Annotated in this window: 12 protein-coding genes; 4 read left to right on the top strand and 8 right to left on the bottom strand. The window is 50.3% G+C overall.

Going from position 1 to position 13,640, the window contains the following annotated elements; genetic code table 11:
• Positions 1-27: 27 nt before the first annotated feature.
• Positions 28-3,342 (bottom strand): hypothetical protein, encoded by a 3,315-nt coding sequence (locus R3B84_14800; GenBank protein ID MEZ6141838.1) that lies wholly within the window; start codon positions 3,340-3,342, stop codon positions 28-30.
• 304 nt (positions 3,343-3,646) lie between these two features.
• Between R3B84_14800 and R3B84_14795 the strand changes: the two genes are divergently transcribed.
• Positions 3,647-4,462 (top strand): hypothetical protein, encoded by an 816-nt coding sequence (locus R3B84_14795; GenBank protein MEZ6141837.1) that lies wholly within the window; start codon positions 3,647-3,649, stop codon positions 4,460-4,462.
• Positions 4,463-4,612: 150 nt separating this feature from the next.
• Here the strand turns inward: R3B84_14795 and R3B84_14790 are convergent, their stop codons facing one another.
• The 3 genes from R3B84_14790 to R3B84_14780 are packed head-to-tail and all read right to left on the bottom strand — an operon-like array spanning position 4,613 to position 8,183.
• Positions 4,613-5,428, bottom strand: coding sequence for an ABC transporter permease (locus R3B84_14790; GenBank protein ID MEZ6141836.1), 816 nt, complete (start codon positions 5,426-5,428; stop codon positions 4,613-4,615).
• Positions 5,425-6,933: a substrate-binding domain-containing protein gene (locus R3B84_14785; protein MEZ6141835.1), complete on the bottom strand. Its 1,509-nt coding sequence runs from the start codon at positions 6,931-6,933 to the stop codon at positions 5,425-5,427. The genes R3B84_14790 and R3B84_14785 overlap by 4 nt, the downstream gene beginning before the upstream one ends.
• Before the next feature lie 41 nt (positions 6,934-6,974).
• Positions 6,975-8,183, bottom strand: a complete 1,209-nt coding sequence (locus tag R3B84_14780) for a hypothetical protein (protein MEZ6141834.1) — start codon at positions 8,181-8,183, stop codon at positions 6,975-6,977.
• 253 nt (positions 8,184-8,436) lie between these two features.
• Here R3B84_14780 and R3B84_14775 point away from each other — a divergent pair, with 253 nt between their 5' ends.
• Positions 8,437-8,679 carry a hypothetical protein gene (locus tag R3B84_14775; GenBank protein ID MEZ6141833.1) on the top strand — a complete coding sequence of 81 codons (243 nt, stop codon included), beginning with the start codon at positions 8,437-8,439 and terminating at the stop codon, positions 8,677-8,679.
• Between the two features lie 286 nt (positions 8,680-8,965).
• Here the strand turns inward: R3B84_14775 and R3B84_14770 are convergent, their stop codons facing one another.
• Complete coding sequence (locus R3B84_14770; protein MEZ6141832.1) at positions 8,966-9,115, bottom strand: hypothetical protein; 150 nt, start codon at positions 9,113-9,115, stop codon at positions 8,966-8,968.
• On the opposite strand from R3B84_14770, the gene R3B84_14765 reads away from it, so the two are divergent.
• Positions 9,062-9,835 (top strand): IS630 family transposase, encoded by a 774-nt coding sequence (locus R3B84_14765; GenBank protein ID MEZ6141831.1) that lies wholly within the window; start codon positions 9,062-9,064, stop codon positions 9,833-9,835. The two genes, R3B84_14770 and R3B84_14765, sit on opposite strands and share 54 nt — an antisense overlap.
• A gap of 209 nt (positions 9,836-10,044) precedes the next feature.
• On the opposite strand, the gene R3B84_14760 is transcribed toward R3B84_14765, so the two are convergent.
• Positions 10,045-10,821, bottom strand: a complete 777-nt coding sequence (locus R3B84_14760) for a TIGR03000 domain-containing protein (GenBank protein ID MEZ6141830.1) — start codon at positions 10,819-10,821, stop codon at positions 10,045-10,047.
• A gap of 271 nt (positions 10,822-11,092) precedes the next feature.
• Here R3B84_14760 and R3B84_14755 point away from each other — a divergent pair, with 271 nt between their 5' ends.
• Positions 11,093-11,587, top strand: a complete 495-nt coding sequence (locus tag R3B84_14755; GenBank protein MEZ6141829.1) for an ankyrin repeat domain-containing protein — start codon at positions 11,093-11,095, stop codon at positions 11,585-11,587.
• Between the two features lie 42 nt (positions 11,588-11,629).
• Here R3B84_14755 and R3B84_14750 read toward each other — a convergent pair whose 3' ends face one another.
• Positions 11,630-12,736 carry a PQQ-binding-like beta-propeller repeat protein gene (locus R3B84_14750; protein MEZ6141828.1) on the bottom strand — a complete coding sequence of 369 codons (1,107 nt, stop codon included), beginning with the start codon at positions 12,734-12,736 and terminating at the stop codon, positions 11,630-11,632.
• Between the two features lie 56 nt (positions 12,737-12,792).
• The gene (locus tag R3B84_14745; GenBank protein ID MEZ6141827.1) at positions 12,793-13,620 is read right to left on the bottom strand and encodes a PhnD/SsuA/transferrin family substrate-binding protein; all 828 of its coding nucleotides are present in this window, start codon (positions 13,618-13,620) and stop codon (positions 12,793-12,795) included.
• Between the last annotated feature and the right edge of the window lie 20 nt (positions 13,621-13,640).

Genomic DNA, 13,640 nt, shown 5'->3' with positions numbered 1-13,640 from the left:
GAGTTAGTACAACCAGCAGAACAGGCCTTATCGGCGGTTGCGGTTCTGATTTTGCTGTTGCTGGGCCAGGACATTCGTTGTCTGGCTGGAAACCAGATTCGGAACAATGTTGAAGGTAAAGCCGAAATTCTTCACTAGAGAGTTGTACGTAATGCCCATTGTAATCTGCATATCCGTACCAGTGCGGGTGAAAAAGATTGCGTTGCTCAGCGACTCTTGATAACTGAAGTCGTACGCGGTGCTCAATGCGATGGAGTATTTCGAACTGAAATTGTAATTGCCGACTACCGATATCACCTTACTGCTCACAGGTTCGTAGCTGCGGTAACTGATATTAAACGAAGTGGCATCATCACGGAAGATATAGGTTCCAATCGTCCAGTAACGGGTTCCTACATCAAACGGATCAACCCAGCCATTCGAGAAAAAGCCAGTCTGGTCGCCCACGTTCCAGGTGGCAGCGTATTCCAGAAAAGCCCAATGTTCACCAAAGTTATCGCCAGTATCAGCCGGGAAAATGGTCGTACCCAGATCCAGCGTCAACCAATCGACAGTGTGTTCCAGACCAGGATAGCCACGTTTTGTCTGCCAGCGCTGGTTCCAGTCAAACTGAATCGCATGAATACTATCCAGCGTATCCACCTGGGTATCGACCAGTCGACGGTTGGCATATTGACGCTGGCTGAAGATGTTGGATGTTGCCAGTGCCTGACCTTTCGGGCCAAAAGTCTGGGCAAATTCCGGTTGCCAGGGGGTGACATTCCGCCAGGCAGATTCGGTAGCATCATCATTCAACCGACTGTACTGTGGTAAGCGGTTGGAACCAATGGTGCTGCCTGCAATGTAGTAGTTCGTGTTAAAGGTGTTTTTGTGAAACAACCCGTTCACATTAAAAAATTCGCTGTGTACATCGCGGTACAGGCGGGATAATGCGACACTGGTTTTCAAACCGCCCCCACCCAGGAAGCGGTTGGATTGTTCACCTGTCAAATCCTCGCCATAGTGGGTCAGATCAACCAGGCCGTAAGGTGTCAACTGGACTGGACCCATTTCAAATGGCATCGCAATCTGTTGCATCCAGTCCAATCGGGCACCCTGCACATTTTTTTCTGGTGCTGGAATACCCACGTCGATCCCACGTGGCAGTTCGGCAGGTGGGGTGCGAAACGGATCCAGACGTGCGTAGCCAGCAGATGCCCAGGTGTTGTAAGTGAACATGTCCAGAAACGATTCATTCAGCCAGTAGCCACTGACTTTTGGCAGCCAATAGGTTTCGCTGATCCAGTTTCGACTCATATCTGGTTGAATCAACAAGGTCGCCGCCCGATTCTCTGTGCTGTTTTTCAACCAGAGAAACGTCTCCATATTCTGACCAGTGTCATAATCGAACTTGTAATACTGTTCCAGAAAGTTGCGATCGCTGAGCGAGACCAATTGTGTCTGCAAGGCCCAATTATCAAAATCCTGCTGGTGGCGGGCAAAAAACCGGCCACGATAGCCCGGTGGTTGAAAATCGAACTGGCGGTTCCCTGCCAGTACATCGGAACCCGAATCATCAATCATGTACGCTGAAATTCGCGTATTAAACGGTGCGTTTCTGCCAAACATGGTCGAGCCGAACCGTGTATATTCTGTGCCGACACCTGGCCCACGTGCGCTGAGATAGTCTGCCAGCAACAACCACTTTTCCCCTTGCAGTGGGGTGACGCCTGCCAGTTCCAGCATGTCCCACGTGGAGTAAATCTGCATCCCGAAAATCTGATCGTTACGAAAATTCAACCCTTCCAGTGGGCCGAACGGATCATTGACATTCGCCTTGAGGCGGGGCCACCAGAACACCGTGCGGTCCAGCACCTGCGTGCGGACATTGTCCGCTTCCAGAATCGTTTGTCGTTCATAAACCGGTTTTCCGGTCAGCCGTTCACGGAATGGCAAGCCAAACAAGGTTTCCTTCAGGCCTTCCGGGAGTCGTTCCACATACACATTGTCCATGCGAAGTTGCAGGCCGGGATCAGATGGCAGTCGGCTGGCGTGCAGCAACGCACCATCAGGCATGCTGAACTCGTCTTCTGATAGCTGAAACACCCGATCTGCCAGCAGGTGAGCGGTGTTGGAATTCCCATATCGTTCAAAAGACAAGTCAGATTGAATCGCTAACGCCCGGTGGTTGTCCACATCGTAATACAAGCGGTGGGCGTGCATTGTTCGCACATCACGCAATTTCCCAGGTGCGACAACCTCTTCCTTATCACCTTCCATGCGTGCGATCACATTCCCACGCAGGTACAGTTCAATTTTTGTTTTCTTGTCGGTGCTGCCGCCGGATTCCATGGTGGTAACCACAGGACCAGCATCACCACCTTTTACCCACACCACTACCTGGTCGGCTTCCAGATCGAGTGTGCGGATCTTACCTTCCGTAAACCGTGCGATTAATTTCACCCCGCCAGTAATGACGGCAATTCGCTCTTCGCCCAGGCTGGTGTATTGGGCAAAATACGGCTGATTGGAACGTGGGGCTAACGAAATCGTTCGCGTTTCGTTCAAGGTGATCGGCACTACCTGATCGGGTGCGACTAATGGTTCCTGAAAAACAGTCCGTTGGATATCGTGGGGCTGAGGCAACGCTGGTGGGGGCACCACCACAGGCAGTTTCATGAGATCATTTTCATATTTTTGAGGCACCACAGGTGGCAGTACCACGGGTGGGGGACCGGGCGGTTTAGTCGAAGCAGGAGTAATGTTGGCAACACCTGGTGCTGTTGCCTGTGCTAATGCCTGTTCCACCTTACTGGTGTCGGGCATGGTCAAAGAAATCGCAGGCGATTTCCCTTCCAGCACTTTGGCTGTGTCGGAATCATATTCCGACAATTGGCCGATCATCAGATCAATTTCAGGCTGGTTGGTGGGTTTTTCATCAAACGTGGTGCCACGTACCGCACCCAGTCCGGTGGTTTTCCAGTTAATTGTGAAGGTTTGATGAAGATTTTCGACACGATTTCCCCACTCCAGGTGGGTTTTCTGGTCGGTGTGGGGGATTAACAGAACGGTGATTGGCTGAAAATCGTCCCGAACATCGCGTTTTGGTTCCAATTTTACCACTGCACCATGGGTGGTAATTTGCAGGTCGCCTTGGGAAATCGTTACTTTTTCCTGTAGCACCAACCAGGTAACCCGTTGGTCCTTCCAGTGGTAGATCGATTTGGCAGCCATACGCACTGGCAAATTGGAGACATTGTTCAAATGCCAGCCAGAGACACTCTTTGCAGGTGTCTCCTGACCCACTGCCAAGGGAGCAGTAAGCAAGCATGATGCGATCATCCAGGTGTACAACAGCCGCACCTTAGCCCCCCAGTGCGTCCAGCTAATTGCAAAACCCTTGCGGGAAATAAGTTAAGTGGCGTGCGATACAACAAAAAAGCAATCCGGTCAACTACAGAAGCAAACCTCCTGCCTCGAACAGAGTACGATCCACCCCAATAATGGCCTATTCTGACGTAATTTAGAATTACCTAAATTGCCTGGATTCAATAACTGTTACGACAGTTACCACATTTTGACCGGATTACCCATTCGACTTGAATCAGTTGTATCAATCATGCCGCCCATTCCGATCATTCTGGCAGGTCCCTAGTGAGCTTCTGTTATGCGAACTCTCCTTTTTGCTTGCCTGTTCACCCTGCCACTGGTGGGTTGCCTGCATTTCACCAACGAACCGGAGAAGGTGCTAACAACAGAATGGCGTGCTGCGGACGACATTCCCGAAGTGTGTCGCAATGAAGTGTATCTGTTTTTGTTTAATACTGCCGATCCCCTGGGGTATTGCAATCTGGAAGGCACGCGTAAGTACTTAATTGACAGTGGTTTCGGAAAAATCTATCTGGCGAAGGCGACCCACATCCATGACATGAAAGCCGAAATGGTGCGGCTTTCGGAACATCGCCCACGTGCGGTGTTTTGCATTGCCAGTTATGGCGAAGGTGCGTTGCCAGCAGTCGAACTGGCTAAATATGCCCAGAAACAGTCGATCCCGATCGAGTTAATGTTTCTGATGGAACCGTGCCATACTGACCCACTGCCCGAGTTGGCCCACCGAGTGACCATAGTTCGTGGGCAATGCAGTAACGGTGTGCCCACGAAACCCGGAGTGGAATATGTGCATATGCACGATGTGAAGAAAACCGCCCTGCCCACGAATAGCGAGGTGCTGAAGAAACTGGTGGGCGAAATGACCCTGACAGCAATGGGCATTCCCACGCCACCGGTGATCATTCCGCAACCAGTGAACCTGGTCGATCCAGTCTCCCCACCTCGCCCACACGTGGTGCCGAAGCCAGAGAACGTCCCTTCAGAATGGCAGTTTCTCGATCCTTACCATCAACGGTGGTTCCAGCCACCACCAATGCCCCAGTTGCCCACACCGTTACCGGCGGCACCAGAACTGCTGCCACCAATGGAGTAGCGATCAATCGGTAATGTCAGCCTGTGATTGCTTTACGCCCTTCCTTCTTCAGGAAGGAGTAGGTTGACTTCTTGGCGACTTGGCGTCTTTGCGGTCAATATACTTGCCGATTGACGTTGAAATCAAGAATTTTGGTCGGCTACTTTCCCATCACGCCGTGGGGTTTTTCAAACCCGCGACTTTCATTGTTACCAGAACCAGCACTGCGACAGCGATTAGTAACAGTGACAAGGCAACCGCACTGGAAAGGTCACCCACGCTGAACTCCAGAAATACACTGGTGGACAGCACTTCAGTCCGCATGCGGGTGGCACCCGAAAAAATGAGAATTGGGCCGAATTCGCCCAAAGCCCGTGCCCACGAGATGCTGGCTGCCGTCACAATCCCACGCCACGCTTCTGGTAACGTCACCAGCCAGAACGCCTGCACACGAGTGCAACCGAGCGTGCGGGCCACCTGTTCCCCACGTGGGGCAATCTGTTCAAATGTTACCCGCATCGTGCGAACGACGAACGCACAGCACACCGCAAACTGAGCCAGAATGACACTGGGGATTTCGTAGGTAATTTCGGTGCCAAACAACGCTTTCCAGGTGCGGTCGCACCACTTTCCCGGTGGGGTCTGAAAAAGGATCAGCAGCGAAATCCCCAGCACCAGTGGGGGGAGCACAATAGGTATATCCAGCAAGGTATCGAGCAGAATTTTGCCTCGAAAACGTGTTCTGGCCAGCAAATACCCCAGTGGAATGCCCACCCATAGGCTCAGCAGGGTGCTTAACGCACAACTGGCCAGCGTCAGACGGATGGCGTAGCGGATTTCCGGTTTGGCAAACAGGCGTTGAAAATGGCCGATGGTGGTGAACTGTAAATCACCGACAATCATTCCAACGATCAACAGAATATAAAATGAACCGATCAGCCCCATTGGCAGGTACAACCACAGATCCTGGCGCTGGCGACCGGTCACGGAACACCTTCCCAGCCAAAGCCCGATTCTAGAAAGCGTTGTTGCGATTGTTGAGACAGAATCAGATCAACTAACTTGGCCGCCAGATCCGGTCGGTGAGTCGATTTGGCAATCGCTATCGGCTGAAGTGGCTTGGCACAGGGAATGCCATTGACCGGAATGCTATCCAGTTTCGCCTGGTTGGGCAGCACATTCGTGGCATAACAGACCACTGCATCCAGCGAACCGGTCACTAATTGATTCACCAACATATCACCAGTGGGCGTTTCAACACGCACATTGTTGCGGACTGCTGCATAAACACCTGCCGCCTTAAACGTTTCCTTGGTGATGTTACCCATGGCACATTGTTGTTCATGCCCGACACCCACCCGCAGGCCAGGTTTGCCAAGATCCTTCAACTGCTTAATCTGGTGGGGGTTTCCTTTGGGCACTGCAATCACCAATTGATTATTCGAAACCTGCTGTGGGCGATAGAACTGGTCCTGTACTTCATCCATAAAGCGATGGTCGCATGCCAGGTAGACATCGGGCTGCTTGCCAGCCTTCATCTGCCCCACCAGGATGCCACAGCCGTTATAGACCACGGTCACGCGGACTTTTTCGCGCTTTTCGAACTCGGCAATCGTTTTTTCGATCGCAGGACGCAGCATGGAACCGGAATAGAGCAGGATTTCAGAGTCTTCACTACCAGGTTTTAATGAGATTTTCTCCGGCTGGGTGGGTGCGTAACCTGCTTCGCGGAAAAACTTCTGCCCCCCACTACGTTGGGAAAGGTACAACGCAAACGAACGTGCCTCCTGTGGTGCAGCACTGTTGGTGCATAGCGAAACAGCAATCCGCACGCTGCAGGATTCCATACCGGGCAGCACGGCCGATTTCAAATCGGAATCTTTGGGAATTAATGCATCCCACACGAATGTGGCATCCACACTGCCTAACTGCACCGCATTCAGTGCCTGAGTGATGGTTCCGAATGTGACCGTGCGTTTTTTGTTAAGTGCTTGCCAATTAGCAAGTTGTGCCATTTGGGAATCCAGGAGTTTGCCAATGGCGGTGATTTTGGTATCAGGTATCCCCACCTTCCGTTCTGGATTCTGGATCCATTCCCACGTGGGTGCAGGGGAGCCTTTTTTCGAAACGGCAACAGCAGTAAGCTGGGCCAGATCGTATTGGTGCGTCACCAGACCGCTTTCGCGAGCACGGGCAACAAACGATTCATCTGCTGGCAGAAACAGGTCACCAGTTTTTTTCATCGACAAGGTATTCAGCAGCGATTCGGAAGGTTCGTAGCTGATCTCGATCGGAATGCCATATTCTTTGGTGAATTCCGCCGCAGCTTTTTCCAATGTCCCACGAACGGACGGTGCGGCTAACACGACCACTTTCTGGACTGGTTTGCCATCAGAATCTTCGTTTGCAGGTGGACTGGGAAGCAGAAAAATAAGGACAATCAGCCCTGCCACCGACAAGCCAACGATCAACCAGGGGATCCAGCGAAACATCAGGTGGTTTCCTTATTGCTGTAGGAAAGTGTGATTTTGCATCAGCGTCGAAAATAAAGCCAGCCCACTGCAGCCAGGAATAGACCGCTGCAGATACTGATCAACAATGATCGCTGTTTCTGCCACCAGGGTTGTGGGGATGGTTTTCGAGCTGCTGCCCGCAAAATTCCTGCATCTTCTGAATTTTCAGGTGCGGATCGCAATTCTGGCCGCACATCGCCTGTGGGACGCAGCACCGGCATGGGTCTTTCGGATGGCTCTGGTCTGTTATTTGATTTTGGCAGTGGGTTATCAAATACCTCCGTCCGCACTTCACGAGGTGCGGGGCCCAAGTTGATGAGAAAAATCTCATCCCATGGGTGCTGAATCAGTAAATCGATTCCCGGATTTAATTCTTTGACCTGGCAGGAGCACGCACGGCAAAGAAACTTGATCGCACTTTCGATTTCGGACGATTTCTCTAAGTCCTTGCCATATAAGGCACATAGGGCACGTCCACGTCCAAAAATCGGAAAAACAATCGACCCACGGTGGCGGTCGAGGTCGTTTTCCAGGTTCAGCAGATTCCGCTCAAAAATCAGGTCTTTGTTGGTGGAATCGTCCAGCCATACCACTTCAATCCCTACGTACAGTGGCATTGCGGAAAGCAATTGTGGGCCATCCGCACTTGGCATCGGTAAGTCAATCGTTTTTTCCAGTTTCGGAATCGTATCGTTTAACAGAGTCCGTAGGCGATTGTTTTCGGCTGCATCTGGTCCAGGTTTGACGACCAGCACAGCGACATTGCCCCGCGTTAGGGTGCTGGCGATCTGCGTCCGCACCTTATTTGTGAAGATTTCCTGAAAATCGATTTTCTGTAAGCCACCCTGCCACAAAAGGGCAGGCGTATCCACCACAGATGGATCTCGCACAACCACGTAAGGTAGAGTGATATTGGGCGGCAGGCGATCGTAAATTGCCTGAGCATCTTTAGTCAGTGGCTTTCGAAGGTCCACCTGATGCACTGTGGCATTGATGCCCCACGGTGCCAGCGTGGTGGGCATTTTGTCGGCAACTTCCCCACCTGGTTTGAGGGCACTGCTGAAAACAGTCCGATCTTTCTCGCTGATCTCCTGATCGTGAAAGATCACCACCTGAAAGCTGGCTGGTTGCCAGCGTTCCAGTGCGTAACGAAACACGGGAATGCTGCAGGCCGTTGCATCAGCGGTAAAACAGGCCAGGATGATGAATGCGGATACAAAACGTAACATGAAATCTTGGCTGGAGCGAAACAGCTTCTTACTATCCAGCCTACCCACCGTAGCGGGTTTGTCAACCAAGCATCGATTTACTTGTGCATAGCGCCATGGCTTATTAAGTACATGGGTTGGTCGGAATTAATTCTGACTTTATGCCGATTTACGATCATACGAGGATCCAAATACATTGTCATGTGTCCATTTCGTTAGAAGATAAATTGAGCAGGAGCCATTTTGTATCCAAGAGCAACTGAAAGTTATTGAAATGGGTATTGATGCATTCATTGAAACCGAAGAGGGAATGGCAAAATCTGCATTGTTTGATACAGATGGTTTGACATCTCTTCTTGTAGCTTCGAAGTCGACTGATTCTACATCTTATTGCCTTCGGTTTATTGATCCCTGGGGCGATACGACATTCAATCAACTTCAGTTGCCATTCTTAATTGAAGAACTTGAAGATCTAAACCAAAATCAGATTGAAAATCGGTGTTTACAGATTTGGTGAGTTATGTTAAGCTGGTCAGAATGTTCAACCTAGGCAAGTCGACCAACCTTTGGAGATCAAGGATGATCCGACCGAACATTACTAAATGGAATCAAACCACCGATGATTTGCGTCGCCTGGCTCTGGAATCCGAGCATCCTCGTACTCGGGAGCGGTTTATGGCTTTGTACCAAATTGCTCTTGGTCACACTAACGCGACTGCTTATGCCGCAGAAATTGGACGTTGCGACGATATGTTGTTGAACTGGGTTCATAAATATAACAACCATGGACCTGACGCCTTGATTTATCGGCGTACTGGCGGCCGTGTCCCCCTTTTGTCCAGTCGCAGATAGAGCAGATCGTTGATGCCGTTCTGAAAAGCGATCCGGTAGATCACCAATTGCCAGGCCACGGATGGACGATCAGGAAGTTGTGCAATTGGATCGGTTGTCAATTCCAGCGGTATGTATCTCGGAATACCGTGCGGCGGATCCTGCACTTAGCGGGATTGAGCTGGAAGAAATGCAAGAAACTGTTCGGCAAAGGGGACCCTGAAAAGCGGGCCGAATACCTGAAACAGTTCGCGGACATGTACCAGCAAATGTGTCGCGGTGATATCGTGATCATTTATATTGATGAATCCCATTTTCATCGTGATATGGACTTGGGCTATACTTGGTGGCAGGGAGAATCGGCTTGGCAAGTGAGTGATTGCCCTCCGCTGTCCGATCGCATCAACTGGTATGGTGCTTACAATTTCAGTGCCGGTGCATGTTTGATCTGGAACGAAGGCAAATGCAACAAGGAAAACACGGCTGAATTTTTGCACCGAGTGAACGATTGGGTAGAAAGACAAGGTCGACGTGTTGTGGTAATTTGGGATGGAGCACCTTGGCACAAGGCGAAGTTCGTTCGAACCAAAGCCAGCGAGTTGGACATCGAAATAGTAGTTTTGCCCAGTTATAGTCCCGATTTCAATCCCATTGAAGGGTTATGGAAATGGATGCGTGAAGAGGTCACGCAACATTGTTGTTTTGCAACCTTGCGTGACTTGTTCGACGCTTGCAAAGGATTCATCGATACATTGAATGAAACTCCGGATGAAATAATTAAAAGACTGTGGCCAAGATTTGAAGTCGATCCTCAAGCGGAAAAACTCCGATTTTCAATCTGATTTAGGTTTAGTAAAGAAAATTGGTGATCCCAAACTCATTGAACGTGCCCAACAACTTCGGCAACTCGCAGTAAATGCAATAAACGAAGTTAATACCTATCTGAAGTTTTATGGCGATTAATGTCTTTCACCGATGAATTTGTTGTTATCTGCTGCAAATCTTCAAAAAATCTTGATGCAAATCGTCGAGAAATTATTGTTCAGGGACTTTACTTCGCAAACTGAACCAATTGTTTTTCGCCAGGGCGGACGCTGATTGTCTTGTTGTGGGTGTATTGCTTACCGTCAATTTTCCATTCGGCTCGCAGTTCATAGTGGTACAGGGCAGTGCCAGGTCGTACGGCACTGCCAAATTGGCGACTGGTGCCTGAGCCAGCGACTTTTTCCCCATCCACGTACAATTCCGCATCTTCAGTCGGCAAAGCGACTTCCACATCGATCTCTGCGGCAGTGGGGTTCGGGAGCGGCAGCACCTGGGGATTCCCAGCAGGTTGCAATGCTGGTAATTCAATTTTCGGAGCCTGCCGTGTGTAGTTATCCGGCGGTAGATAGTCCCCACTGTGCATGTCACGCCAGGGCATGTCATTCACATCTGGCAATGGCCGGGAACGTGGACGAACGCGACCAGGAAAGTACACTTCTCGCCTCGTTTCCGGATCATAACCGTAGTAGCCAAAGCCGGGAAAGCCATAGTCGGGTGGGATCGGGAAAAACTGACTGTCCGCACCACCAAAGACACCCGGAATCGGCCGGTAACTAGGCACCGGTGGGCCGTACATGCTCATGCCGTTGCCCCAGAAACCGTTGTAGTGGGAAGGCATAAACAACGGCCCAACCCATGGACCATATCCCCAGCCTGGGCCAATGCCCACACCCACGCCAACACCAAAACCATATGAACGAGTTTGTGCAGAGGCCTGCGAAGAAAATTCGCTGGCTAACAAGAGTGGCAGAGGCAAAAATAATCGGATAAATAAACCACGCATGAAAAGTTCCCCCTGCACAGATACGATGAAGTGGTATTCGTCCAGATTACCCACTTTCATGCACCAGTGCGGGACAGAGAACGCGATTATTACTGAATTGGCTTCGCTGTAACGGCTAAAAATGCACTTTTCCACATGAAATGAATACTTGGTGCAACCCGCAAGGATGGCAAAGGTGGTTCAATAATCGGAAGCCAGTAACTCGTGCTGAACTCCAAGCTTTACTCGATCAAGTGAGATTGTCACCAAATCCATTACAATGAAGACAATAATGCCAGATGAATTGCTCATAGCCATCGGATCAGGGAATACCGTTTCTTTGAAGGATGTCACTGAAGCATGCCCAGATATCAATGCTTCTGGAAGCCGTGTTGACCGAACCGTCTTGATGGCGGCTGCCTTTGCCGGAAACGTTGATTTGATCAAAGATCTCGTTGAATATGGTGCCGACGTGAATGCAACCAACAGAGATGGTATGACTGCATTACATGAGGCTGCTGGGATGGGCCGCATAGAGGCCATCAAGTTACTGCTCGACTCACATGCCAATATTGAATCCGAGGCTTGCTACGGCGAAACGGCATTGATTCTCGCTGCGGCACACGGTGAACTCGATGCCGTAAAGACTCTTCTTGACTCGGGTGCGGATGTACTTCATCGTGATACGACCGGAGCAACGGCTGAAGTCATTGCAGAATCAAAAGATGAAGCTGAAGTTGTTGCTTTGTTGCGCAAAGCTGAGACTGGCAACAGATTACTGGATTAGCGAAAACCGATGAGAAAAATCTAACAAAACAGATTGCAACGATTATTCCTGCAGTTCAATTGCCATCATCTGAGTGCTGGTTCGTACGTACATTCTAGTCCCCACAAACGCGGGATGGGAATACAATCCTTTCTCGTCTTCAACGATTTTCACCCGACTGATCGGCTGAAATTTGTCTGCCTTGGGGTCCAAAAGGATTAACTCTGCCTTACCTGTAATAATGAGAACTCTTTCATCGGTTGCGACTGTGGCACCGTAGTCGCTGAAGGCGGGATCGTCGCTGTCATATACTTCGTTCAGTTTGTTATTCAGATCGAGGCAGTACAGGCGATGCCAGATACCAAACAGGCGGGCACCTGCCAGCACTGGTGTATGGGATTCTGGCGAAAGATCGCGGTGCCACCCAATGGGTTTGCTGATAATTTTGCCATTTTTGTCGAACTGAAAGACACTGGTGCCATTGTTTTCCAGTGCCAGAATCAGTTGCTGGTTTCTGATGATGGGCGTCGAAACATTAAATTTGCTGGCGGTTTCCGGCCGCAGTTCCCAAAGTAGTTTGCCGGTTGCCACATCCCAGCCACACAGCGAGGTTTCATCCATCCCCACAATCTGCAAGGTGGGGCCAATTTTGGCAGCATTCAGAGACCCATATGAAGCGGGGCGACCGGGAGTTTTCCAGATGACTTTGCCCGATTTGGGGTTCAAGGCAACAATTGATGCCTCTTTGCCGCCTGGATTGATAATCAGTTTGTTATCAACAATCAGCGGACTGGAACATGTGCCCCACTTTCGCTCATCTGTGGCCATGAACTCAGCCCGTGTATCCATTTCCCACACGGTCTTTCCAGTCGGGAGTTCCAGGCAGGCCAGCCAGCCATATGCATTGTGAAAATACACTTTATCATCCACGATCAGTGGGGTTGCTCGCGACGAAGAACCATAGTCCAATAAGCCAATTGCCGGATTGCGATAGCTCCAGACGATTTTGCCCGTTTCAATTTCAAGACAGTGCAGAACATCGGTGGTATCGTTCAATTCGCGATCAGAAAACAGCACATATTGATCTGTTGCTGCCACCCCACCCAAACCGGGTGCGGAGGTCGGTACCGACCAGATGATCGATAACTTTTCGGGAAGTTTGGCAGGCAACCAGGATAACTGACCAGTGCGGTTTTGCCCACGCCAGCCAGTCCAGGGTGGGTTACCTACTTTTTTTTTGTGATTGGTTGGAAACCGTGCTTGGTTTCAATGGCAGTACACAACTTCGCATTGGATTTTACATCCAGCAGTGCCTGCGTAATCGTATCCGACAGTTCTGTGGAAAGTTCCCCACTCACAAAAGCGGTGACGAATGGCACAGGGGCAGTTTCACCGATGACACGCAGGTCGCCTTTCTTGATTTTCCCGCACCCTTCCAGCAATGGGTGGGCATAACTGGAAATTGCGGTAGCTGCTTTTTTGCCTTGCTGAAAGGCATCAATCACTTTGTAAGCACCGGCATCGCAGGCGATGGCAATGTCTGGCTCGGAAGTAATCTTCACGCCAGACGATTTCAGCAGCGTGCGGACTGCGGCATTCTTCTCGTCGCACTCTTTGGGACCAAAAATCAGATGGTAGCCATTCAAATCGGAAGGAGAAACAGCCATATCCAGGTGGTGCACCACCAGAAGGCCCGTCATCGTTGTTTTGCCATCTTTGCCAGTCAGTGAGGCAACAGGTTGCAAAGAGCGTTTCAGTACACTGGCCTCTGATTTGATTACCGAATCTTTCCCAATGACAATGTCAGCCTTCCCTTTCGATTTCTGATTCACTGCATCAGCCAACGATTCTGAAAAATGCACCACCACGGGGCGTTTTGTTTTGTCGGAAAGGTATTTTGCAAGCTGTTCGTAATCGCGTTGGGCATAGCCTTTGACGCACGGACAGGACAATGGCAATGCCAGCGGATCCATCACAATCAAGGTCAGAGGTTCTTGTGCCACTGCGGGAACAGCACATATTGAAAGCAATAACAGAAAAGTACGTCGAAACATGAGGATTTATCCGCTAACAG

Origin of the sequence: Zavarzinella sp. (assembly GCA_041399155.1) — a bacterium.
GTDB lineage: Bacteria > Planctomycetota > Planctomycetia > Gemmatales > Gemmataceae > JAWKTI01.
This window is presented reverse-complemented; position numbering and strand designations above follow the sequence as displayed.